This is a genomic window from Marinobacter lacisalsi, from assembly GCF_042651045.1.
Taxonomy (GTDB): Bacteria; Pseudomonadota; Gammaproteobacteria; order Pseudomonadales; family Oleiphilaceae; genus Marinobacter; species Marinobacter lacisalsi.
This window is the reverse complement of record NZ_JBHSDI010000012.1, coordinates 226,365-248,212: the sequence shown is the minus strand read 5'-3', so window position 1 is coordinate 248,212 and position 21,848 is coordinate 226,365. Positions and strand designations below refer to the sequence as shown.

The 21,848-nt window shown below is 60.1% G+C and carries 22 protein-coding genes; 6 read left to right on the top strand and 16 right to left on the bottom strand.

The genetic code is table 11. The features are described from left to right. Position 1: 1 nt before the first annotated feature. Complete coding sequence (gene fabA / locus ACFOZ5_RS09655; protein WP_379886838.1) at positions 2-511, bottom strand: bifunctional 3-hydroxydecanoyl-ACP dehydratase/trans-2-decenoyl-ACP isomerase; 510 nt, start codon at positions 509-511, stop codon at positions 2-4. A gap of 171 nt (positions 512-682) precedes the next feature. After that, a complete protein-coding gene (locus ACFOZ5_RS09650) occupies positions 683-1,873 on the bottom strand; it encodes an NnrS family protein (RefSeq protein ID WP_379886837.1) in 1,191 nt (396 codons plus the stop codon). Positions 1,874-2,012: 139 nt separating this feature from the next. On the opposite strand from ACFOZ5_RS09650, the gene ACFOZ5_RS09645 reads away from it, so the two are divergent. Then, the gene (locus tag ACFOZ5_RS09645) at positions 2,013-2,387 is read left to right on the top strand and encodes a SirB2 family protein (protein WP_379886836.1); all 375 of its coding nucleotides are present in this window, start codon (positions 2,013-2,015) and stop codon (positions 2,385-2,387) included. Between the two features lie 35 nt (positions 2,388-2,422). Here the strand turns inward: ACFOZ5_RS09645 and ACFOZ5_RS09640 are convergent, their stop codons facing one another. After that, positions 2,423-3,253 (bottom strand): ion transporter, encoded by an 831-nt coding sequence (locus ACFOZ5_RS09640; protein ID WP_379886835.1) that lies wholly within the window; start codon positions 3,251-3,253, stop codon positions 2,423-2,425. A 219-nt stretch (positions 3,254-3,472) separates the two neighbouring features. Continuing rightward, positions 3,473-4,834, bottom strand: coding sequence for an MFS transporter (locus tag ACFOZ5_RS09635; RefSeq protein ID WP_379886834.1), 1,362 nt, complete (start codon positions 4,832-4,834; stop codon positions 3,473-3,475). Positions 4,835-5,110: 276 nt separating this feature from the next. On the opposite strand from ACFOZ5_RS09635, the gene ACFOZ5_RS09630 reads away from it, so the two are divergent. From ACFOZ5_RS09630 to ACFOZ5_RS09620, 3 genes are all read left to right on the top strand, one after another. After that, positions 5,111-5,572 carry a universal stress protein gene (locus ACFOZ5_RS09630; RefSeq protein ID WP_379886833.1) on the top strand — a complete coding sequence of 154 codons (462 nt, stop codon included), beginning with the start codon at positions 5,111-5,113 and terminating at the stop codon, positions 5,570-5,572. A 54-nt stretch (positions 5,573-5,626) separates the two neighbouring features. Further along, the gene (locus ACFOZ5_RS09625; protein ID WP_379886832.1) at positions 5,627-7,132 is read left to right on the top strand and encodes an MFS transporter; all 1,506 of its coding nucleotides are present in this window, start codon (positions 5,627-5,629) and stop codon (positions 7,130-7,132) included. Between the two features lie 149 nt (positions 7,133-7,281). Continuing rightward, positions 7,282-8,355, top strand: coding sequence for a hypothetical protein (locus ACFOZ5_RS09620; protein WP_379886831.1), 1,074 nt, complete (start codon positions 7,282-7,284; stop codon positions 8,353-8,355). Between the two features lie 52 nt (positions 8,356-8,407). On the opposite strand, the gene ACFOZ5_RS09615 is transcribed toward ACFOZ5_RS09620, so the two are convergent. Both ACFOZ5_RS09615 and ACFOZ5_RS09610 read right to left on the bottom strand, forming a co-directional pair. Beyond that, a complete protein-coding gene (locus tag ACFOZ5_RS09615) occupies positions 8,408-10,000 on the bottom strand; it encodes an antiporter (RefSeq protein ID WP_379886830.1) in 1,593 nt (530 codons plus the stop codon). A 255-nt stretch (positions 10,001-10,255) separates the two neighbouring features. Next, positions 10,256-11,398 carry an NnrS family protein gene (locus ACFOZ5_RS09610; RefSeq protein WP_379886829.1) on the bottom strand — a complete coding sequence of 381 codons (1,143 nt, stop codon included), beginning with the start codon at positions 11,396-11,398 and terminating at the stop codon, positions 10,256-10,258. A gap of 119 nt (positions 11,399-11,517) precedes the next feature. On the opposite strand from ACFOZ5_RS09610, the gene ACFOZ5_RS09605 reads away from it, so the two are divergent. Then, positions 11,518-12,081 carry a Yip1 family protein gene (locus ACFOZ5_RS09605; protein WP_379886828.1) on the top strand — a complete coding sequence of 188 codons (564 nt, stop codon included), beginning with the start codon at positions 11,518-11,520 and terminating at the stop codon, positions 12,079-12,081. On the opposite strand, the gene trhA is transcribed toward ACFOZ5_RS09605, so the two are convergent. From trhA to ACFOZ5_RS09555, 10 genes are all read right to left on the bottom strand, one after another. Then, positions 12,082-12,747 (bottom strand): PAQR family membrane homeostasis protein TrhA, encoded by a 666-nt coding sequence (gene trhA / locus ACFOZ5_RS09600; protein WP_379886827.1) that lies wholly within the window; start codon positions 12,745-12,747, stop codon positions 12,082-12,084. A 339-nt stretch (positions 12,748-13,086) separates the two neighbouring features. Then, on the bottom strand, positions 13,087-13,797 hold the full coding sequence (locus ACFOZ5_RS09595; RefSeq protein ID WP_379886826.1) for a Crp/Fnr family transcriptional regulator: 711 nt from the start codon (positions 13,795-13,797) through the stop codon (positions 13,087-13,089). A gap of 90 nt (positions 13,798-13,887) precedes the next feature. Continuing rightward, positions 13,888-15,363 (bottom strand): cytochrome D1 domain-containing protein, encoded by a 1,476-nt coding sequence (locus ACFOZ5_RS09590; RefSeq protein ID WP_449288623.1) that lies wholly within the window; start codon positions 15,361-15,363, stop codon positions 13,888-13,890. Positions 15,364-15,377: 14 nt separating this feature from the next. Continuing rightward, positions 15,378-16,241 (bottom strand): uroporphyrinogen-III C-methyltransferase, encoded by an 864-nt coding sequence (gene cobA, locus ACFOZ5_RS09585; protein ID WP_379886824.1) that lies wholly within the window; start codon positions 16,239-16,241, stop codon positions 15,378-15,380. Positions 16,242-16,252: 11 nt separating this feature from the next. Continuing rightward, entirely contained in the window at positions 16,253-17,452 is a 1,200-nt protein-coding gene (nirJ, locus tag ACFOZ5_RS09580) for a heme d1 biosynthesis radical SAM protein NirJ (RefSeq protein WP_379886823.1), read from the bottom strand. Positions 17,453-17,569: 117 nt separating this feature from the next. Further along, positions 17,570-18,097, bottom strand: a complete 528-nt coding sequence (gene ahbB / locus ACFOZ5_RS09575; protein WP_379886822.1) for a siroheme decarboxylase subunit beta — start codon at positions 18,095-18,097, stop codon at positions 17,570-17,572. Beyond that, positions 18,072-18,542, bottom strand: coding sequence for an Lrp/AsnC family transcriptional regulator (locus tag ACFOZ5_RS09570; protein WP_379886821.1), 471 nt, complete (start codon positions 18,540-18,542; stop codon positions 18,072-18,074). The genes ahbB (ACFOZ5_RS09575) and ACFOZ5_RS09570 overlap by 26 nt, the downstream gene beginning before the upstream one ends. Next, positions 18,526-19,062 (bottom strand): siroheme decarboxylase subunit beta, encoded by a 537-nt coding sequence (gene ahbB / locus ACFOZ5_RS09565; protein ID WP_379886820.1) that lies wholly within the window; start codon positions 19,060-19,062, stop codon positions 18,526-18,528. Before ahbB (ACFOZ5_RS09565) ends, ACFOZ5_RS09570 begins: the two co-directional genes overlap by 17 nt. After that, entirely contained in the window at positions 19,059-19,523 is a 465-nt protein-coding gene (locus ACFOZ5_RS09560) for an AsnC family transcriptional regulator (RefSeq protein WP_379886819.1), read from the bottom strand. Before ACFOZ5_RS09560 ends, ahbB (ACFOZ5_RS09565) begins: the two co-directional genes overlap by 4 nt. 27 nt (positions 19,524-19,550) lie before the next feature. Next, the gene (locus ACFOZ5_RS09555) at positions 19,551-21,209 is read right to left on the bottom strand and encodes a cytochrome D1 domain-containing protein (RefSeq protein WP_379886886.1); all 1,659 of its coding nucleotides are present in this window, start codon (positions 21,207-21,209) and stop codon (positions 19,551-19,553) included. Positions 21,210-21,491: 282 nt separating this feature from the next. Here ACFOZ5_RS09555 and ACFOZ5_RS09550 point away from each other — a divergent pair, with 282 nt between their 5' ends. Beyond that, positions 21,492-21,848 (top strand): c-type cytochrome, encoded by a 357-nt coding sequence (locus ACFOZ5_RS09550; protein WP_379886818.1) that lies wholly within the window; start codon positions 21,492-21,494, stop codon positions 21,846-21,848.

The following is a 21,848-nucleotide window of genomic DNA, read 5'->3' as shown; positions in this document are numbered from 1 at the left end:
CCTAAAAATCGTCTGTTGAGGTAAACAGGCCAACCCGCAGGTCTTTGGCCGTGTAGATTTCACGACCGTCAACTTCCATGCGGGCATCAGCGATGGCCATGGTCAACCTACGGTTGACCATTCTTTTGATATCAAGATGATACCGGACCAGTTTGTTTTCTGGCAGCACCTGGCCGAAGAATTTCACTTCGCCGGCCCCCAGGGCGCGACCCTTGCCTGTGCCGCCGGTCCACGCCAGGAAGAACCCGACCAGTTGCCACATGGCATCAAGGCCGAGGCAGCCCGGCATGACCGGGTCGCCCTGAAAGTGAACTTTGAAGAACCAGAGGTCCGGGTTGATGTCCAGCTCGGCGACAAGGCTGCCCTTGCCGTAGGCGCCGTCGGTGTCGTTGATGTGGGTAATACGGTCCACCATCAGCATTTCGTCGATGGGCAGGCGCATATCACCTTCAAACAGGCGACCGTGCCCGCAGTCGATCAGTGCGGCTTTATCAAAGTGGTCTGGCTTCATGAGTGCGGGGAGTTCCGTTTCTGACTGTAACCTACACTTTACTCGTTACAGCAGAAAAATCTATTGACCGATGGTTGTAGTTTTTTGACTGGTGGTTGCTCGGGTTACCTCCGGAGCCTTGTGGTAAGGGCTCCGGGAGGGTTTGGGTTATTTCCCATAAGGGGAAACGAATCAGCCCGGCTTGCCATCGACCCTCGGGCTGGCGAGGATACCGGTGTACCTGGCCAGGAAGATGGCATAGGCCAGGGCCCAGAGGAGTCCACTGGCGGTGACACCCGCGTGCCAGGGCAATCCCTCGAAGGCTGTGACGACCCGGGTCAGGGCTGCCAGGTGGATAGCAGCGAACGCCAGCACCATACCCCTGGGTAATACCATGGGGCGGCCGGTATGGCCCAGCGACACCCTGGCGACCACGCCCAGTATCAGACATGCCACGGCACCTGTGCCGGCGGCGTGGGTCCAGGCCGAGGCAGGCCAGCCGGCCAACAGGTTGCCGGCGAGCAGAACCAGCGCCACCGGTACCCAGAGTATCGACAGGTGCAGGATCCACAGCAGGGGTTCCTGGCGCACCAGCCAGCCTTTCCAGTTATAGAGCCGGACCAGCATCAGGGCTGCGGCGCCCAGGGCGAGGCCGGCAGTGACCATGGTCCAGCCGGTCACCAGTGAGGCCAGTAGCAGGATCATGGTGAACACGCTGGCCATATCCAGGGCCGGCACCATTCGCACGCGGTCAGCGCCCAGGCCCCGCTGTCGCAGCCAGCCAGTGGTGAATGCGGGGGTGATCCGGCCGCCGATAATGCTGATCAGCGCCATCGCCATGATCAGCGCCCCGTAGGCATACACCGGGTTCAGGCGCACCACAAAGGCGACCTGCATGAGCCACAGCAGGCCAAGCACCAGCAGGATCATCAGTTGTCGCTTCTGGCGGGCGTGCCAGATGCGCCAGCCGGCATCCAGCATCACCAGCGGCAGGAAGGCCAGGTTGACGCCCTGCACCAGCCAGCCGGGCAGGTCGCCGCCAACCGTGAGCAGAACCCGTGCGGCTGCCCACACAGCCCATAACAGGAACAACTGCATGCCATGGGTGCGCTCGGTGCCGGTCCAGACACAGACTGCAGTGAGCAGGAAACCCGCAATGGCCGCTGACAGGAAGCCGAACAGCATCTCATGCTGATGCCAGAAAATGCCCGGCATTGCCAGCGGCAGCTGGATGGTACCGGTGACCTGCAGAACCCACAGAGGGATGCCGACCAGCGAGAGCAGGGTCAGTGACAGGAAAAAGATGCGGAACGGGTAGCCGAACAGCTGGCCCGGGCTTGCGCGCTGGCCTGTGTCTGAACGGGATGAGGCTATGGTCTGCATGGCGGACCTCCGCTTAACATATATTGTTGGTATATGTTAGTTGTTGAGCTCAGCAATCACCATACCTGCTTGGAGGTATTCGACCGGTCAAATGCGTACAATGCCGCCATCGTATTGGTTCATCGAACAAAGGGACACCATGGCTTACGTAATATTCAAACATCTCCATATGCTCACCGCCTATCTGACGATCACGCTCTTTGCCCTGCGTCTGCTGCTGGATGCGGTGGGGAAACCGCAATGGCGTCAGACGCCCCTGCGCTGGATCCCCCATGCTAACGATACAGTCCTGCTGGTTGCCGCCATCGGGCTGGTGGTGGTGACGCCATGGATGCCGTTTGTCCATGACTGGCTGACTCTCAAGGTAGTGCTGCTGGTGGGCTATATCGTGACGGGTATATTTGCCATGAAGCCAACATTCAGTGTGCCTGTACGCTCGGTGGCGGCAGTTCTGGCGCTGTTGCAGGTAGCGTTCATTTTCCACCTGGCCATGACCAGGGCACTGCCGTTCTGACCCACGATGGCGCTCCGGGAGGAGCGCCATCGCCCTCATTGCTGGCGCGGCCCCGCTCCGACCTGCGCTGACAGCTCGGTCAGCTGTGCCTGTATGGCGGCTAGCTGGCGGGACATCTCGTCACGCTCGTCGTGGGCCTTGCTGGCTTCTACCGCGTTCTGCTCTTCGCTCATCACCTCCAGTATCGCGCCGATCATCATGTTCAGGAACACGAAGGCGGTCAGGAAAATAAACGTCAGGTAGTAGATCCAGCTCAGCGGGTAGGCTTCCATGGTGGCGTACATGATATCGGTCCAGTCCTCGAAGGTGGCTATCCGGAACAGGGTCAGCATGGCAACAGCGACGTCGCCCCACAGGTTTTCATCCACATTCGCAAAGAACATCGAGCCCATGGCGGCATAGATGTAGAAGATGATGAACATCAGCAGGGCGATGTAGCCCATACGGGGGATGGCCTTGAGCAGCGAGTTGATCAGGAACCGCAGCTCCGGCACCACGGACACCAGGCGCAGCACCCGGAATACCCGCAACAGGCGACCCAGCAACACCGCATCCGCGTTGTTCAGCGGGATCAGACTGCCGACCACCACCAGGGTATCGAACAGGTTCCAGCCATCGAACAGGAAGCGCTTCTTGTCGGGGCTGGCGGCAAACCGGAACAGGATCTCGATCAGGAAGAATACCGTGATGGCATTGTCCATCACCGTCAGGCTGCTTTCCACCAACGGCGGCAGCTCGTAGGTTTTGGCACCGATCGTCAGGGCGGAAAGGATGATGATGGCAATCACCAGGCCCTGAAAGATCTTGCTGGATTCAATATGGCGCAACTGATGCAACCCGGACTTCGGGTTCAGGTCGGCAGACATAACGGCAGCTCCAGGTGGATACGACGCTGCGATTCTAATCCGGAGGGCGGGCCGGGTATATATGTTCCGGTATTCATGCGGCCACAGGCGAGGGTGACACTCCCTGTCGTCCGTGGGCATGACCTAGAGCCGGTTGCCCTGGCGAACCAGTGGCAGGGCAGTTTCCCCGGGTATTCCCCTGCACCGGCCCACTTCCCGGGAGTGGGCCAGTGCAACGGCTCATGGTTTCCGGGGCGGTGGCGGGCTGCCGTTGGCCTGCGGAGCCTGTGAGCGGTTCAGCGGATAGAACAGGTGGGGCATTGCCAGCTCGGGCAGGTCAGTCTGTTCCCGGTTCGAGGCCCATTCCTCCCGTTCGGCCGTGCGGATGGCATAGTGCATCCATATCAGAGCCGAGGCCACAATCACGAACATCAGCATGAAACTGCTCTGCCAGATGCCGGTGATGTCGTTCAGCACGCCGAACGTCAACGGCAGGATGAAGCCACCCAGGCCACCGATCATGCCGACCACACCTCCCACGGCGCCGACGTGGAGCGGGTAATACACCGGGATGTGCTTGTAGACGGCCGCCTTCCCGAGGGACATGAAAAAACCCAGAGTGAAGATCAGCACGATGAACAGGGGCAGGGTTATGGTGAGGGTAAAGCGGATATCACCATCAATGCCGTGAATGATGTACTCGGTGGGTGGGTAGCTGAGCAGGAAGGTGCAGATAACCGACGCTATAAAGGTCCAGTACATCACCCGCCGTGCCCCGAAGCGGTCTGAGAGCCAGCCCCCGAGAATCCGGAACAGGGACGCCGGGATGGTGTACAGCGCCGCAATCATGCCGGCGGTCTTGATATCCAGCCCATAGACCCCGATCAGGTAATGAGGTAGCCACAGTGCCAGCGCCACAAAGGCACCGAAAACAAAGAAATAATACAGTGCAAACCGCCACACCCGGAGCTCTTTCAGAGGCTCCATCTGTTCCATGAACGATTTCGCATCCTCCCCCTTGCGCTTCGCAGCCAGCGGATCTTCCTTTGCCAGAAGAATGAACAGTACGCCCATGACGGCCAGCACCGTTGCATAGATCTGGGCAGTCTGTTCCCAACCGAACGCCACCAGCAGGAAAGGCGCACCGAAGTTGGTTACCGCAGAGCCAACGTTACCCGCACCAAATATGCCCAGGGCGGTGCCTTGCCGCTTGGGCTCGAACCAGGCGGCGGTGTAGGCCACCCCGACAATGAACGAACCGCCGGCCAGGCCCACCCCCAGTGCGCCCACCAACAGCATGGCGTAGCTGGTGGCAAAGGTCAGCAGGTACACGCACAGAGCGGTTGTCAGCATCAGGATCCCGAATACCCAGCGCCCGCCGTAACGGTCAGTCCAGATGCCCAGAAACAGGCGGCTGATGGATCCGGTCAGGATGGGCGTGGCCATCAACAGCCCGAGCTGGGTATTTGACAGCCCCAGGTCTTCCGCAATGCGGATGCCGATGATCGAGAAAATGGTCCATACCGCAAAGCACAGGGTGAACGAGAAGGTTGATAGACCCAGTGCCCGGTTCTGTTGGAAGCGAGTGGGAGTGGTCGTCATTGATGCGCTCCATTTCTGCATTTCAGACGCTTTCACCTTACCAAACGCAGGGTTTTTTCAGGCGGGGCATTAGAGGTACCTCCGGGTGGATGGAGAAGGGGTAGGCATTGGCCAGATAATGACCGGCAGGTGGTAGGCTCTTGATTTCTCTCGTGGGGTACGGGCTTCCAGCGTTGACTTACGTCAATCAGAAGCATGGTTCGGGTATGGGCTAATGATCGACAGATATCAATTGAGCCCCGTTTCCGGGATCACTGCCTGCCTTGGGAGAAGCCCATGAAAATCATGCTTGCCTACGATGGTTCGAGGAATGCCAGACTGGCCCTTGCCCAGACCATCACCATGTTCAGGGAGCTGAAACCTCACCTGATTCTGGTCGCCGTGGCGGAAAACCCCCGCGACATCACCTCCGGTAATGAAGACCTGTTCCAGCAGGAAGTCACCGAGCTCAAGCAGCATCTCAAGGAAGCCCTTGAGGTCTGCCAAGGCGAGTCGGTGACCGGCGAGAGCCTGATGCTGGAGGGCGACCCCCGCAAGATGCTGCTCTACGCCACCGAGAAGAAGTTCCAGCCGGACATGCTGGTTATTGCCCGGCACAGCCACGAGCCGGATGGCGGCTTTATTGCCCGTTCCCTGACCTATTTCGTTGATGAGCTGGATTACATGACCTTCGGCAGCGTGAGCTCGTTTCTCGCCCGCCGGATTCAGTGCCCGCTCCTGATTCTGCCCAGCCGCTGAGTGCGGTCGTGTTTTTCAAGCTGATAGTCGAGTTGATAGCCCAAGGAGGCTGCCATGAAAGTCGCTGACGTATTCCGCGTCCGCAATCCGGAGGTCAGGGCCCTGCACCTGACCTGGATTGCATTCTTTATCACCTTCTACGTCTGGTTCAATATGGCGCCGCTGGCGTCGAGCATGCTGAAAAGCGTTAACTGGCTGACGGCGGATGACCTGCGCCTGTTTGCCATCTGTAACGTGGCACTGACGATTCCGGCACGGATCGTGGTGGGCATGGCCCTTGACCGCTTTGGTCCCCGCCGGGTGTTCTCGGTACTGATGGTGGTGATGTCCATTCCCGCCCTGGTGTTCGCGTTCGGCAACACCATGACCCAGCTGCTGGTCAGCCGTCTGGTGCTGAGCTCCATCGGCGCCAGTTTCGTGGTGGGCATCCACATGACCGCCATGTGGTTCAAGCCCAAGGACATCGGCTTCGCTGAAGGCTTCTATGCCGGCTGGGGCAACTTTGGCTCCGCCGCGGCCGCGATTACGCTGCCCACTATTGCCCTGCAAATGTACGGTGGTGAGGACGGCTGGCGCTGGGCCATCGCCCAGAGCGCCATTGTGATGGCCGCCTACGGCGTCTACTACTGGTTTGCGATTACCGACGGCCCTGCGGGCACGGTCCATCGCAAGCCCCGTAAGGCTGTGGCGCTGGAAGTCAGTAGCTGGGGCGACATGATCAAACTGATCCTTTGGACCATCCCTCTGGTGGGTGTGCTGGGTATCCTGGTATGGCGTATCCAGAACATGGGCTACCTGAGTGTGACCGGCGCGATCATCTGTTATGCCGTTATTGTCGCCATTGTCTGCTACCAGATCGTACAGATCCTGCGGGTGAACGTGCCTATCCTGAAAAAGGGCGTGCCGGAGGATGACAAATACCCGTTCAACAGCGTGGCGGCCCTCAATAGCACCTACTTTGCCAACTTTGGCGCCGAGCTGGCGGTGGTCTCCATGCTGCCCATGTTTTTCGAGGAAACCTGGAGCCTCAGCGCCACGGCCGCCGGCCTGATTGCCGCCTCCTTTGCCTTCGTGAACCTGGTGGCCCGACCCATGGGTGGCCTGGTGTCTGACCGCATGGGCAATCGCCGCTTCGTCATGCTCAGCTACATGTTCGGTATCTCGGTCGGCTTTGCATTGATGGGCCTGCTGAATTCCAACTGGCCGCTGATCATCGCCGTGGGCATTACCGTGTTCACCTCGTTCTTCGTGCAGGGGGCGGAAGGCGCTACCTTCGGCATCATACCGTCCATCAAGCGCCGGCTGACCGGGCAGATCTCCGGTATGGCCGGTGCCTACGGTAACGTGGGTGCGGTGGTCTACCTCACCATTTTTACTTTCGTCACTCCGACCCAGTTCTTCTACATCATCGCAGGCGGTGCATTTGTCAGCTGGCTGCTCTGCATCATGTGGCTGAAGGAGCCGGAGTCCGGGTTTGCCGAGGAGTACCAGGTATCTTCTGTGGATCTCGAGATTGAGGAGGAGGAGCGCCGCCGGCAGGCTGCCAGCGCTACCAGCTGAAGTTACCGGCCCTTTCCAGGCCCGTCGGGAGTGATCCCGGCGGGCCTTTTTTTGTGATCTGTTAACCGTTTCCCTGGTGGGCCGGGACGTGGGCGTCGACCGCATGGCACTATCTCCCTCATGTCGTTGACTCATGCAGGAAGCAGGCTATGCAGGTATCCCCTAAAGAAGTGCGGCTCCTTGGCCAGGCAATCGAGCACTGGCAGGCCGAGGGACTGGTTTCGGACAAGCAGGCGAACGCCCTGCGTGATTCTCTGGAAGTCAGCGTATTCGATTGGAAGCGGGTGGCCAAATACGCTTTCTGGCTGGCCCTGGCCTGCATTGTGATTGCCGTATCAGCGGTTTTGGCGGATCGTTGGCTGGTGCAGCTGTTCGAGCGGCTTTTCTCCGCATCCGATTGGGTCAAGTGTGTCGCCTTTGTTGTTATTGCAGCAGTGTTCTATGGTTTGGGGGTTCGCCGAAAGTACCGCTGGCCCGAAAAACGGTTCAGCAATGAAGCCATGTTCTTCCTCGGCGTCATAGCCACTGCCCTGGCCATCGGCTTCCTGGGGGAGGCCATCAGCAGTGGCTCGGATCACTTCTCCCTGTTACTTCTTCTGGCCGCCGTACTGTATGGGTTGCTGGGGCTCTGGTTCCCATCGACCCTGGTATGGGTCTTCGCCTTGCTGTCCCTGGGCAGCTGGTTCGGCGCAGAAACCGGTTACCTGTCGGGATGGGGTGCCTATTACCTGGGCATGAATGTACCCCTGCGCTTTGTCTTTTTCGGACTGGTGTTGATTCTGGCGGGCAGTTACGTGTTCCGGAAATGGCAGGGCCGGCAGGCATTCCTGAAGCCCACCCGGGCGGTGGGCCTGTTGTATCTTTTCATTGCGCTCTGGCTGATGTCGATTTTTGGTAACTATGGTGATGTGCAACGTTGGCAGGCGGCAGGTCAACTGGCGTTGCTGCACTGGTCGGTACTGTTTGCGCTGGCGGCCCTGGCAAGCATTTACCATGGCGTTCGTCATGATGATGCCATGACCCGGGGATTCGGCCTGACTTTTCTCTTTATCAACCTGTATACGCGGTTCTTCGAATTTTTCTGGGACGGCACCCACAAGGCCATTTTCTTCGGGGTCCTGGCGGTGAGTTTCTGGTATCTGGGCACGCGTGCTGAGCGGATCTGGCAAATGAGCGCGCTCCCACGCCTTGCCTGCGAGCGCGAGAAACCGGGGCCGCGATAGTGCAGCCAATAAAAAGGCCTCCCGAAGGAGGCCCTGAGACTGACTGGCTGGTTCAGGGATTCTTGATGTAGGCGTTCTTGCGCAGGTAGAACCACCAGTTCACCAGCAGGCAGACCGCGTAGAACACGGCAAAACCATACATGGCCACTTCAGGGGTGCCGGCCTGGATTTCCTGGCCCATCACACGGGGTGCGATAAAGGCGCCGTAGGCGGCAACCGCAGAAGTCCAGCCCAGAACCGGGCCTTTCTGCTGCTGGTCGAAAATCACGCCGATGCTGCGGAAGGTGGAGCCGTTACCAATACCGCTGGCGGCAAACATCACGATAAACAGGATCATGAACACGGCGAAGTAGCTGTTGGGATCGGTGGAGTTGTAGGCCAGCATCATCACGTAGCCGGTTGCCACAGACGCTACCACCATGACGACAGAGATAATCTGCGTCACTATCGAGCCGCCCATCTTGTCGGAAATCCAGCCACCTACCGGGCGGATCAGGGCGCCAACGAAGGGGCCAATCCATGCCCAGGTCAGTGCGCTGGGGGCATCAGGATTCACCACCCGGGTGAGGGTTCCATCCGCGCCCGCTTCCATCATGTTGCCAAAGATGACGCTGATGGAGAGGGGCAGGGCCGCCGAGAACCCGATGAACGAGCCAAAGGTGAGAATGTAGAGCACGGTCATGGACCAGGTGTGCTTGTTGCTGAAGATGGCGAACTGGTTCTTGATGTTGGGCTTGATGTTCCCTGGTATCAGGCGCAGCAGAACCACCGTCAGAATGATGGTCATGGGCAGGGCAACCCACATGTTAAGGACACTCAGCGCCCAGACACCGGCAATGGAGGTAAGAATCCCCACGCCGTAGAGGCCCAGGATCTTGCCGAAGGCAGAGAGCGGGTTGCCGGGATTCGGGGTAACCACCTTCAGGTTGTTCATGCCAAACCAGCTGGCAAAGGCCAGCGGAATCAGAAACACCAGCCAGATGAAGGCGGCGTTCTGTATCCAGGTCTCGGTGCCGGCCTCAATACGGCCGATCAGCGTGCCACTGGGGCTTTGCAGTTCCAGAGGGCCCCCGGCCAGGGCGCCAAAAATACCCACCGTCATCACCAGCGGGATCACCACCTGCATGGTGGTCACACCGAAGTTGCCCAGGCCGGCGTTCATTCCCAGGCCATAGCCCTGCTTGCTCTTGGGGTAGAAGGCGCTGATGTTGCTCATGGAGCAGGCGAAGTTACCACCACCGATACCGGACAGCAGCGCAAGCGCCTGGAACACGAAGAAGGGCGTCTCCGGATTCATCAGGGCAATACCGGTGCCCAGGGCGGGAATCATCAGCAACGAGGTGGTCAGAAAGACCGTATTGCGTCCGCCGGCGATCTTTATCATGAACGACGCGGGTATACGCAGGGTGGCACCGGAAAGGCCGGCAATCGCGCTCAGGGTGAATAGCTGCTCAACCGTAAACGGAAAGCCCAGATTCTTCATCTGGGTGGTGATCATGCCCCACATCAGCCAGATGGCAAAGCCCATCAGCAGGCTGGGTATGGAAATCCACAGGTTGCGGCTGGCAACACGCTTGCCCTCCCGCTCCCAGAATTCGTCATTCTCGACATCCCAGTGTTCGATGTCTGCGTTGGTTTTGGCCATATCGTGACTCCCTTGGTTAACATGCCATGAACCGCACCGGCGGTTCGCAGGCTTCTCGATGACATTGTGCTAACTCGGTCGGGGGAGCGCGCTTGATATTGCGCAAGGACAAAAAGCGGCTGTCGGTAGTGGATTTTCCGGCTGTCTGTGGTCGCTTTTTTTGGAGCTATAAATCTATTAAAAACAGCTAGATATAATGGTGGTATCACCAACAGGGTAAGTGCGGATGCGGTGAGGCGCAGTGGAGGTAGCCAATCATTTCCGGGCTGTATGGGGTGATCGGAGCAGCAAAAACAGCTGCATGGAGACCAGACCATAGGCCAGGCTCCATGACGTCGCAGACAACCATAGCCAGCCCGGTTCGGTGAACGCGGCTGGTCCCGCCAGGTAGCGGGCAACGGCCGCTATGGATGTCAGCAGCGTCACGGAAAGCACCTGCCACGGTGGTGGCGGGCGTCTGTGCGCGCGCTGCCAGGCCAGGCGCAGCATGACACTGGTGGACAGGGTGCCGAGAGCACCGATGGTAACCAGGTGGAGTGCCGGTGCCACGGACACCTCCATCATCAGGTGTATACCCGTCATGGCTGTGCCGATGGCCAGCCAGAGATAGCCCACGGCCAGCATCAGCAGATCAGGCCGTTCCGGGCAGTGCCAGAGCTTCCAGCGAGCGGTTCTCAGGGCGATCAGCACGCTGCTTGAAAGCAGTGCCAGCGCGGTTGGCCATGGTGGCAAGGCTGTCAGACTGAGTATGGTAGCGGTGGCCAACAGGATGATCAGTGCCCCCTCCAACCGGGGCTGCACCCTGGCCTCCAGGGCAATGCCTTTTTTATCCAGGGTTCCGGCCACAGCCGGGGCGATCATCCGGCCACCGATAAAGGTCATCAGCAATATGAGACCCAGGATGGCGGAGTGCATCAACTGATACGGGTCAGGCGCGAACGGCGGGTATGCGGCCCGTGTCTCGCTGGCCAGCCAGAATGCCGGCGCAAGCAGACAGATCAGCAGGATGAGTGGCGCAGCGGTTTTGTTGCGCCATTTCTTGGCAGCACTGAAGCGCGGTACCACATAGCGGGCCAGTACCAGGGCAAAGGCCGGGCTCATCGCCTGGGCAAACCAGCTCTCTGGCACCAGGGCCCAACTGACCCGCGCCACCAGCCACAGGCCGAGCAGCATCACCATCAGGCGCGGGGGCTGTGGGCCAAGGGTGTAGCCGGCAATCAGGGCGAGGGCGAAGCCGAAGATCAGTTCATGGCCATGACCGGCACCCAACAGCCCCGGGGGCCATCCACTGCCAGACATGACAGCTACTACGGACAGAGGGACTGACAGGGCAGCATAGAGGGAGGCTGCAGGAAAAAATACCCGGAAAGCCTGGATAGTGGTCTTGCCCGAAGTCATCCCAGCTCCTTGACGGAATGATGAGGTGAGCCTAAAAAAGTAAATGAAAGGTAACATAAATTCCATGCCCACAAGCCCGCTGGCATGTTCCCGTGTCGGTGGCTCAGGGGAGGCCGACAATGAATATTGGTAAGCTGATCAAACTGCCGTTCACCAGTGACGATGGCTGGCGCGAACTGCGGCGACTGAATCTTTCGATTCCGGCTCTGGCCTGGGTGTTGGTTGTGCCCATGTCTTTCCTGCCGCCAGTGATGCTCTATTACGCGGGCACCCATTACGGCGACAGCTTCTTGGTTGGTTTTGGGGGCAAGGAATGGGGGCTTATTACGACCATTCTGTTCCTGGCGGAACTGCTGACCTTTTTTGTGATGGGCTGGCTCATACAGGCCGTGCTGGATGCCCAGAAACTGACCATCAGCTACCAGGATGCCTACCTGCTGGCGGCAGTGGCGCCTGTCCCCCTGTGGTTGTCATCACTGGCGCTGCTGGTGCCGGTACTGGCGGTCAGCGTCGTGGCGGTGTTCGCTGGCCTGTTCCTGTCTTGCGCGCTGGTCTATCAGGGAGTCCGGTTTCTGTGCAACAGAACGGACAACGACGTGGAAGCCATGGCCGCGACCTATACGGTCATGGCGGCCTCCGTGCTGGCCTGGGGTGTGCTGATGGCTATCGTGTGGGCGTTCTGATCAGGCTACGTGGGGTAGCACGCCGAAGTAGATGGCACTGAAATGACAGGCGCTGCCACCAATGACGAACAGGTGCCATATGGCGTGCATGTAGGGGATACGATCCAGCAGGTAGAAGATCACACCAATGGTATAGACCAGGCCCCCGGCAACAATCAGGCGCAGGCCGGTGTCGCTGAGGCTGTTCATCAGATCGGCGGAGGCAAATACGATCAGCCAGCCCATGGCCAGGTAGATCCCCACCCGGACCAGCTTGAAACGGTGCTTGAAAATAACCTTCAGGACGACGCCGGTAAAGGCCAGCGACCAGATGATCGAGAAGAAGGTCCAGCCCACGGTACCCCGCATGTTGACCAGCAGAAACGGCGTATAGGTGCCCGCAATCAACAGGAAGATGGCGCAGTGGTCCAGGGTCTTGAAGGCCGACCTGAATTTCGGGTTGCGGCTGCCGTGATAGAACGCCGAGGCGAGATACAGCAGGATGAGCGTCGTACCGAATATGCTGAAGCTGACGATCTTCCAGACATCACCCATCTGGCTGGCAGCGAGGATAAGGGCGGCCGTGCCGATGACGCTGAGAACCGCGCCGAGGCCATGAGTGGCGCTGTTGATCCATTCTTCGATCCGGTCATGAACGGTCGTGGCTCTGGACTCGATGATTGTCATGGGAGGTGTCTTATTTTATTGAACCGGGTTGTGCAAGCTGTTGTTGGTGAGATTATCACAGTTCATGCAGCGTACATCGATCTGACGACACCCTGTTACCCGTCTCTTGACGACAGGTGGTTCTGGCGATCAACGTTTAAATAGATCGTAACGCACTGATATACATAGCTTTGTATTTTTCGTCTGACGGATTGGTTGAAGATTGCCGTCTGGTTAAAAAATCGTCAATCACGGTAGCGTGATGCACGTCGAAAATTGCGCCCACCCATGCTACTGAGCGCGGGTGGCCTTTTTATTCGGAAGGCGGCCCGTGAAGGCCGTGGCTCAGCCCGCTAACACTCAACCCCTGGCATTCTTCAGTCGGGAGAACGTCGCCGGCACCACCCCCAGCCAGGCGGCCAGCTGATTGTCCGGCACCCGCCGCACCAGTTCCGGATACTCCTCCAGCAGCAGCTCGTAGCGCTCCTTCGCCGGCATGGTCTGCTTGCGGAATTCCCGCATGCTGGTCAGTTCCGCCAGTTCTTCGGTCAGCGACAGGGCAAACCGGGCCCAGGCTCCGTCGCCGCGTCTGGTTACGGCAGAGCGGAAGGCAGAGAAGTTGGCCATCCACAGGGTGCAACCAGTGACTGTAGTCAGGCAGAGGGTGTTGCGCTTGGTGCGGGTGCGCCCGAATACAGGCCATACCAGGTCCCCCTCCGAGAAGAAGTGATGCACAGCCGTGCGACCACTGGGGGCTTCCCGGTACAGACGCGTGACACCGTACTGGATCAGGTAGACATGCCCCCAGGGGCGGTCCTGGACCTCCAGGGTGGTTTCCGGCTCAACGCGACGAAGCTGAAACAGCTGGGCCAGATCGGAGAGAAAGCGGTAGTCTGGTGACTCTTCGGGGGTTCCATCCAGCCGCATACCAAACACCCGGCTGAGGCCGTTCAGCAGTGCCAGTGCCGGCGTCGGCCGGGGTGGCTGCATGATGTCCGGCTGGTGGGCATCCAGCAGGCAGGGGGAGGAGGCCGGTGAGTTCGGCCCGGTTTCGTCGTATGCTTCGCTCATGGTGCCTATCAGCCTGATGGTGAGTGCACAATGATTATTCCACTATTGATGATGCCTGTTAAATGACATAGGTCATCTGCCCCGGCCAGCTCAGTGGCTGGTGCCTTCCTCATAGTGAATCTTGTTCCAGACATTGTATTTGCCCGAGGGCTTGTTCATGGGCAGGCGCTTGAGTTCTTCCAGGGTATCGGCGTCGTAGACGATTATGGCTCCGTCCTCGTCCCATACGCTCAGCAGCAGTTTCTCGCCGTAGCGGTCGAATTCCACATGGGCGGCCACCTTGCCTGGGGCCGGCTGCAGTGTCCTGACGATCTCCAGGCTCTGTTTGTCGATCAGGTGGACCTTGTCCTTGTTGGGGCCGAAGAATACGTCCACCCAGGCGTAGCGGGAGTTTTCGTGACTGCGCATGAAGAAACCGGGGCCTTCGGTTTCCAGGGTCTTGATGACCTCCCAGTTATCCATGTCGATGATGGACACCGCGCCGGTGCGAAAATGGGGGGTTGCCATCACCCGCCGCCCTTCGTATTCCCAGGTGATACCGGACCCCAGGTGGGGCATGCCCGGCAGTGGCAGGTTGGCGACGGTGTCGCCGGAGTCCAGGTCGATCACATGACCATGCTTGCCGTCGCGGGCCGCACCGATCAGGTGGTCATAGCCCGGGTCAAAGAAGAAGTCGTCGAGCCAGGTATCGGTCTGCATCCGGCGGACTTCGGCCGCGCCGTCCTCGACGGTGATTTCCCAGGCTTCCGGGATGTCCTTGAGGGCGGCGATGAAACTGTCGCGGGGAGGGGCTGCGTAGACTGCGCTCACCCGGGACGTCTCGTCGCCGCTCTCTACCGGGATGATCTCCATCAGTTCAAGGTTTTCCGCGTCGAACAATGCCAGAGTGTGGGGCAGGTAGTTGGCGGCCAGGACGTGCTCGCCATCGGCGGACACGGCAATATTGCGCATGTTGATACCGGCGCGGACCTCAGCGGTGACTTTCAGGTTGTACAGGTCGTATTTGGTGATCCAGCCATCGCGGGACCCGAAGTAGACGAAACGCCCATCGGGACTGTATTTGGGGCCACCATGCAGTGCGTACCGGCTGGCAAAGCGGTGGATAGGTTCCATGGTGTCGCCATCCAGCAGGGTGACGTGGTGGTCACCAATCTCCACCACCAGAAACAGGTTCATCATATCCGTGTCATAGGTGGGCTCATCGGGCAGCGTGCCTGCCGGGTGGGGCAACAGATGGCTGTCGGTGATGTCTTTCCGGGTCCAGGTGGGGGTGGTCGCCGGTGGTTGATAGATGTACTCGGCAAGAGCGGTGACTGAGGCGTCGTCGAGGACATCAGCGAACGCCGGCATCTGGGTGGCGGGCCGGCCGTGGCGGATGGCCGCCTCGGCCTCGGGTTTTTTCAGGCGGGAGAGGTTCTCCGGCAACAGGGCCGGGCCCATGCCCCCGAGGCGGTCGGCACCATGGCAACTGGCGCAGTGTTGCTGGTACAGGGCTTCGGTTTCGGTCTCGCTGGCCGCCTGCAACGTGGCGGACAGTAACAGGCTGGCTGTGATGACCAGCAGTATGGTCTTGTCTGGAATCACGCCGGTCGGCCTCCTGCGGAAAGAGCTGAATGTTGGGCAGGAGCGCTGGTCCAGCCGCTACGGGCAGGCTGCGCCAGAGATTCCGCCAGTTTTACCACCTCACCAACGATGATCAGGGTGGGTGGCTGGAAGCTTTCGCGGGCGATGGCTGTTTCAAGTGCCGCAAGGGTCGTGACCGCCATGTGTTGCTGTGGTGTGGTACCGCGCTCAACCAGTGCCACCGGGCAGTCCCCCGACAAACCGTGGGCGGTCAGTTCCCGGACAATGGTCGGGGCGTTGTGCAGCCCCATATAGAACACCCGCGTCTGGCCCGGGGCGGCCAGCACCTGCCAGTTCAGCTCCAGGGTCTGATCGGCCTTGCGGTGTCCGGTGACAAAGGTGACGCTCTGGGCATAATCCCGGTGGGTCAGGGGGATGCCGCAATAGGACGCGCAACCGGCGGCGGAGGTGATGCCGGGAACCACCTGGAAGTCGATATCATTTTCCACCAGGAACTCGGCTTCCTCGCCGCCCCGGCCGAAAATGTAGGGGTCGCCGCCCTTGAGGCGGACCACACGATGCTGGCGGACCGCCAGTTGTACCAGCAACTCGTTGGTTTCCTCCTGGGCGACATAATGGCAGCCGCTGGCCTTCCCCACATGGATGAGCTCGGCCTTGGGGTTAACCAGTTCCATGATCTCCGGGGACACCAGCCGATCGTAGACGATGGCGTCTGCCTGCTGGATGAGCATCAGCGCCCGCAGGGTCAGCAAACCCGGGTCTCCGGGGCCGGCCCCGACAATGGCGACCTCCCCGACCCGCAAGGGTTGCTCCGCCATCTGGAATTCCACCAGGCATTTCTTGTGTGGATGCGTGTTCATGGCGTGGTTCCTTACAGGTTGTGGACCGGGATCTCGGTGGCTTGCGCGGCCACGCGGCGGGGCAGGTTGTCCACCACACCGATTTCCTCGTTGGTGAGGTAGCAGCCGGGGTCTTCTTCCCAGAAATCACCGGTCACGTTATAGGCGCGCACCCGGGTATTGCCGTTGCAGATGGCCAGGTACTTGCACTCCGCACAGCGGCCCTTCACCGGACGTGGCCGTTGACGGAAGCCCTGCATCAGCGGGTCCCGGGTATCGGCCCAGATTGTCGAGAAAGGCGTCTGCCGCACGTTGCCCAGGTCGTGGTCCCACCAGAAGGTGTCCGGGTGGACGACGCCCAGGTTGTCGATGTTGGAAATATTGACCCCGGAGGCATTGCCGCCCCAGTTGGTGAGCCGTTGGGTCAGTGCCTCGACCTGATCGGGGTAGTGCTGTTTGGCCCACTCGATGAGGAAGGGGCCGTCGGCGTCGTTGTTGCCGGTGACGTATTCCCGTTCGATGCCCCGACTGAGTTCATCATGGCAGTGATTGAACAGCAGGTTCATGGCGTCCCGGGTCATGTCGTACCAGGCATCCCGCTTGCGGTTGCGCCCGCCCCGCCCGGAATAGTTCAGGTGGGACAGGTAGAACTTGTCGATGTCGTGTTCGTCGAGCATCTCCAGCATGGCCGGCAGTTCGGGGTAGTTGTCCTGGGTGAGGGTGAAGCGCAACCCCACCTTGATTCCCGCCTGCTTGCAAAGCGCCACTGCGTGCATGGATTCCCGGAAGGCGCCCTTTTTCTGACGGAAGGTATCGTGGGTCTGTTCCAGACCATCGATGCTGATGCCCACATAGTCATAGCCAACGGCTGCAATTTTTTCGATGTTCTCTTCGGTGATCAGGGTGCCGTTGGTGGACAGGCCCACGTAGAAGCCCATCTGTTTGGCCCGGTGGGAAATATCGAAGATATCCGGGCGCATAAGCGGCTCACCACCGGACAGGATCAGCACCGGTACGCCGTAGGCCTTGAGGTCATCCATCACGGTGTAGACTTCCTCGGTGCTCAGCTCGCCCTTGAAGTCGATATCCGCCGAGATCGAGTAGCAGTGTTTGCAGGTCAGGTTGCAGCGGCGGATCAGGTTCCAGATCACCACCGGAGCGCGCGGTTTGGGGATCGGGCGCACCGGGGCCGGGTTCATCAGGCTCTTGATATATCGGGTCATGCGAAACATAGGTTATCTCTCTCCTCAGGAGTGGCTTTCTGCCTCTCCGGGCTGGCCTTTACCGGCTCTTTGCCCTTTCACTATCGTCCTGACGGCGGCGTGATTCCATACCTTCGATGGAGTAGTTCAGGACGCCTCTTTCTGTTTCCTGAAACGTAATCCGGTTTTCTTGAGGATCGCCGAGCTGTACAGGATGGTGCTGGCACGGCTGGCGTCACCCAGCAACGCCTCGATGTGCCCGGCCTTCTGTTCCACTTCGTCGCGGCTGGTGCCGTGGACCATGGCGAACAGGTTGTAGCGCCACCAGGGGAGATGGCGGGGGCGCCGGTAGCAGTGGCTGACAAAGGGCAGGTTGCCCACGGCCCGGCCCAGATCGGAGACCTGGTCATCGGCAACGTCCCACACGGTCATGCCGTTGAAGCGATAGCCGAGCCGGTAATGGTCCGGCACCGCTGCGACGCGGCGGATAATGCCGTGCTCCTGCATGCGCCGGAAGCGGGTAAGTACCTCGTCAGCGGACATGTCCAGCTGTCGTGCCAGGTCTTCCCAGGGCTCTGGTACCAGTGGCAGGCCACCCTGGGTGGCCAGTATCAGGGCACGGTCCCGCTCGCACAGGACATAGGGTTGGTCAGACGGGGAAGTGAAGGCTGACATGGAATTCCTCCTCCTTGGGCATGTTGAAAACCGGGTAGCCGGTGGTCCGTTCGATGGCATCAATGGTGTCAGTGATGCCCTGGGGCTGTTCGCAGGCGAGCACGAACCACATGTTGAGTTCATGCTCGCGGCGGTAGTTGTGGGCCACCTCCGGAAACCGGTTCACCTGTTCGGCGACCCGGTCAAAGTCGTCTTCGGTAATGCGCATGGCCGCCAGTGACAGACCGCCGCCCAGCTCCCCGGCGTGGAACATGGGCCCGAAGCGGGTCAGGGTGCCGTTGTCGAGCAGACGGGTGAGGGTGACAAGCAGGGTTGCCTCGCTGATGCCCAGTTCCGCTGCCACGTCGGCGTAAGGTCTGGAAGTGAGAGGCAGGCCAAGCTGTAACCGGTTGATCACGGCCCGCTCCACGTCGGTAAACACCAGCGCTTCAGTCTGAGCCGACATAACAGCCTCCCCGTTGCCGGTAGGCCTTGCTGCTGAACAGCACGGCGTGGGGGCAATGCTGGAGCTGGTGAGTGCGGATCAGTTCGTTGATCTGCCCCTCCACCCGGTCCCGGGAAGTGCCGTGGATCATACAGAACAGGTTGTACGGCCAGTCAGGCAGTCGCCTGGGACGCTGATAGCAAAGGGTAACAAAGGGGACGTCGGCGAACTGCCGGCCCAGACCGCTGACCTGCTCGTCGGGAATATCCCATACCACCATGGCATTGGCCCGGTAGCCCAGGGTGCGGTGTTGGACCACCAGCCCCATGCGCTTGATCAGCCCGTCCTGCTGCCAGCAACCCACGGCGTCCAGTACCTCGGCTTCACTGAGGCCGGATTGTTCCGCCAGGGTCTGGAAGGGCCTGGATGTCAGGGGTAAGCCCTTCTCCAGCAGTCGGCGCAGGCGCAGCAGGCCCCAAGGGCTCGATGGCGGTGATTTGCGGAGTGCCGAGCTGACATCGGTATGCAATCTTGGTGTCATGCCAGGGCCTCCCAGTCGATGGCGAATCCCAGGTCGATGTGGTAGCCCTCGACCATGGGCAGGCGCAGTATCGGTAGTCGTAGCTGCTGTTCCAGCTCGTCGAGTCGCTCATCGAGGGTGTCCTCGTCCGGTGCGGTCATGACGAACCAGAGGTTGTAGAGGTGCTCCCGGGCGTAGTTGTGATTCACGCCCGGGGCACGGTTGATGCGGGCAGCCACCAGATCCATCTGTTCCGGTGGTGCCGCCACCGCCGCCAGCAGGCTGGCGCCGGCGCGGTGGTGCTCAAAGACCGGACCGACCCGGCTGATGACCCGATCGGACTGCAGTCGTCGCAGCCGCTGAATCAACTCGTCTTCGCTGATGCCCAGCTTGCCGGACATCACTTCGTAGGGGCGCTCGCAGACAGGCAGGCCCCGCTGGTACAGGTTGATCAGTTGCTGGTCGGTACGGTCCAGTTTCATCGGGTCATCTCCGCCGGAGGTCAGCGATCAGTAAACATCGTGCTGGGTGTTGTAGACGTTGAACTTGCCGGTCGGGGTCACCAGTCGTTCATCGGTGATCACCTTTTTCAGCTCGCGGGTCTTGTCATCCACAACCACCAGGGCGGATTTCTTGTCCTGGGTATTCCACACCGAGAACCAGACTTCGTCGCCTTCCACGTTGTACTCCGGCTGCACGACCCGCTTCGGGCCTTCACCCAGGTTGGCCCACTCGGCAATTGGCAGCACGACGTAGCCCGCCTCCAGATCATTGATGTCGAAGACCGCAACGCTCTGGCTGATCGCCTCGGCCGGGTTCAGGGCGGTATCCACCCACAGGTTGTCGGATTCCGGATGGGTCTTGATGAACAGCGAGCCGCCGCCCTGGCCGTCGATGGTGCGCACGACTTTCCAGGCTTTGTCCGGATGGCCTTCCGGGTCGGTGCCGATCATCTGGATCGTGGGGTCGCCCAGGTGGCTGGTCGCCCATACCGGACCGTGTTCGGGGTCAACAAAGTTGGCACCGCGGCCCGGGTGGGGAATCTTGCCGACGTCCACCATGGCTTCCAGGTTGCGGTCCTGGGAATCCACCACGGCAATCTTGTCTGACTGGTTTGCCGCCGTCAGGAAGTAGCGCATGCTGCTGTCCCAGCCACCGTCGTGCAGAAACCGGGCGGCGTCGATCGTGGTGACGGAGAGGTTTTCAAGGTCCTCGTAGTTCACCAGCATGATCTTGCCGGTTTCCTTCACGTTGACGATGAACTCCGGATGCTTGTGGGAAGCCACGATGGCCGCTACCCGTGGTTCCGGGTGGTATTCCTGGGTGTCGACGGTCATGCCCCGGGTGCCGACGATTTTCTTCGGCTCCAGGGTCTGGCCATCCATGATCACGAACTGGGGGGGCCAGTAGGTGCCGGCAATGGCGTACTTGTCTTCAAAACCCTTGTATTTGGAAGTTTCCACCGACCGCGCTTCCATGCCGACCTTGATCTTGGCCACGGTGTCGGGCTCTTCCATCCACAGGTCGATCATGTTGATCAGGGCATCCCGGCCGATGACCATCACATAGCGACCAGAGGCGGACATGCGGGAGATGTGCACAGCATAGCCAGTGTCGATAATGTGTGCGATCTCGTGGGTATCGCCGTCGATCAGGGCAACCTGGCCGGCATCCCGCAGCGTCACGCTGAACAGGTTGTCCAGGTTCAGGTCATTCATCTGCTTGCTGGGGCGTTCCTCGGGAGGCACGATCACTTCCCAGGTGGACTTCATATCTTCAAGGCTGTATTCCGGTGGCTGGGGTGGCTCGTGCATGATGTACTTGGCCATCAGCTCTACTTCGTCTTCGGTGAAGTCCCCGGAAGTCAGCCAGTTCGGCATGCCGGCCGGTGAGCCATAGCTGATAAAGGCCTTGAGGTAATCCATGCCCCGTTCCTGGGTGATGTCGGGGGTGAGCGGTTTGCCGGTGGCCCCCTTGCGCAGGACACCGTGGCAGCCGGCACAACGCTCGAAGTAGATCTGCTTGGCTTCCTGGAACTCAGCGTCAGTCAGGTCCGGGGCCCCCGGTGTGCGGACCACTTTTGCCGATCCCGGGTCGACCGAGCTGGCGGTGCCCTCGTAGGCGGTGGTGGCCGGGTCCGGGTCTTGAGGACTGGCCTGGGTGGTCATCACGGCAAAGGACGCGACCGCCACGGCAAGTGCCAGTGGTGTGAAAAACAGGTTGGTTACTCTCATCAGGGTCTCTCCTTGTTGTGCAGAGTCCCTCTAGGTTTCGCCTCTTTTGGTGCTGGAACATTGATCAATGTCAGATGTACAAAAAATGTGCTGCAACCTACCTCACCGGGAGTATGCCGAAAGATTCCGGCTCTCTGGCGACGTGAATTAACGGATATCAAGGCTGGCCCCCGGCCCGGACTTCACGATGGAGGTCTGATGCCCCGGGAGTGGCCAATGACTGCGTTGATACCCCGTGTTAAAGCCTGTTGCTGCCGTTTGCTGGTGTTCGTGCTGGTGACGATCCCTGTATCCGCTGTTAGCGATGATAAGGTTGATGACGCGGAGCTGAGGAACCTGGTGTTGCAGGACTGTGGCTCCTGCCATGGCATGACGCTCCGGGGTGGCCTGGGGCCTTCACTGCGCCCTGATGACCTGGCGCAGATGTCGGTGGGAGCCATCGCCGCATTGATCCGGGAGGGGGTGCCGGGCACCGCCATGCCGCCCTGGAAGGCATTGCTCAGCGAGCCGGAAATCCACTGGATCAGTGAACGACTCAAATCCGGTGCCCTGATGTCAGGACAGGACGAATGA

Bases quoted from the DNA above. Each gene is read 5' to 3' on its own strand.
- ACFOZ5_RS09605 (WP_379886828.1), top strand. From the start codon at position 11,518: ATGAATATTGGTAAGCTGATCAAACTGCCGTTCACCAGTGACGATGGC.
- ACFOZ5_RS09595 (WP_379886826.1), bottom strand. From the start codon at position 13,797: ATGAGCGAAGCATACGACGAAACCGGGCCGAACTCACCGGCCTCCTCC.
- ACFOZ5_RS09615 (WP_379886830.1), bottom strand. From the start codon at position 10,000: ATGGCCAAAACCAACGCAGACATCGAACACTGGGATGTCGAGAATGAC.
- ahbB (WP_379886822.1), bottom strand. From the start codon at position 18,097: ATGTCAGCCTTCACTTCCCCGTCTGACCAACCCTATGTCCTGTGCGAG.
- ACFOZ5_RS09625 (WP_379886832.1), top strand. From the start codon at position 5,627: ATGAAAGTCGCTGACGTATTCCGCGTCCGCAATCCGGAGGTCAGGGCC.
- ahbB (WP_379886820.1), bottom strand. From the start codon at position 19,062: ATGACACCAAGATTGCATACCGATGTCAGCTCGGCACTCCGCAAATCA.
- ACFOZ5_RS09620 (WP_379886831.1), top strand. From the start codon at position 7,282: ATGCAGGTATCCCCTAAAGAAGTGCGGCTCCTTGGCCAGGCAATCGAG.
- ACFOZ5_RS09630 (WP_379886833.1), top strand. From the start codon at position 5,111: ATGAAAATCATGCTTGCCTACGATGGTTCGAGGAATGCCAGACTGGCC.
- nirJ (WP_379886823.1), bottom strand. From the start codon at position 17,452: ATGTTTCGCATGACCCGATATATCAAGAGCCTGATGAACCCGGCCCCG.
- ACFOZ5_RS09635 (WP_379886834.1), bottom strand. From the start codon at position 4,834: ATGACGACCACTCCCACTCGCTTCCAACAGAACCGGGCACTGGGTCTA.
- cobA (WP_379886824.1), bottom strand. From the start codon at position 16,241: ATGAACACGCATCCACACAAGAAATGCCTGGTGGAATTCCAGATGGCG.
- ACFOZ5_RS09560 (WP_379886819.1), bottom strand. From the start codon at position 19,523: ATGAAACTGGACCGTACCGACCAGCAACTGATCAACCTGTACCAGCGG.
- ACFOZ5_RS09550 (WP_379886818.1), top strand. From the start codon at position 21,492: ATGACTGCGTTGATACCCCGTGTTAAAGCCTGTTGCTGCCGTTTGCTG.
- trhA (WP_379886827.1), bottom strand. From the start codon at position 12,747: ATGACAATCATCGAGTCCAGAGCCACGACCGTTCATGACCGGATCGAA.
- ACFOZ5_RS09610 (WP_379886829.1), bottom strand. From the start codon at position 11,398: ATGACTTCGGGCAAGACCACTATCCAGGCTTTCCGGGTATTTTTTCCT.
- ACFOZ5_RS09645 (WP_379886836.1), top strand. From the start codon at position 2,013: ATGGCTTACGTAATATTCAAACATCTCCATATGCTCACCGCCTATCTG.
- ACFOZ5_RS09570 (WP_379886821.1), bottom strand. From the start codon at position 18,542: ATGTCGGCTCAGACTGAAGCGCTGGTGTTTACCGACGTGGAGCGGGCC.
- ACFOZ5_RS09640 (WP_379886835.1), bottom strand. From the start codon at position 3,253: ATGTCTGCCGACCTGAACCCGAAGTCCGGGTTGCATCAGTTGCGCCAT.
- fabA (WP_379886838.1), bottom strand. From the start codon at position 511: ATGAAGCCAGACCACTTTGATAAAGCCGCACTGATCGACTGCGGGCAC.
- ACFOZ5_RS09650 (WP_379886837.1), bottom strand. From the start codon at position 1,873: ATGCAGACCATAGCCTCATCCCGTTCAGACACAGGCCAGCGCGCAAGC.
- ACFOZ5_RS09555 (WP_379886886.1), bottom strand. From the start codon at position 21,209: ATGACCACCCAGGCCAGTCCTCAAGACCCGGACCCGGCCACCACCGCC.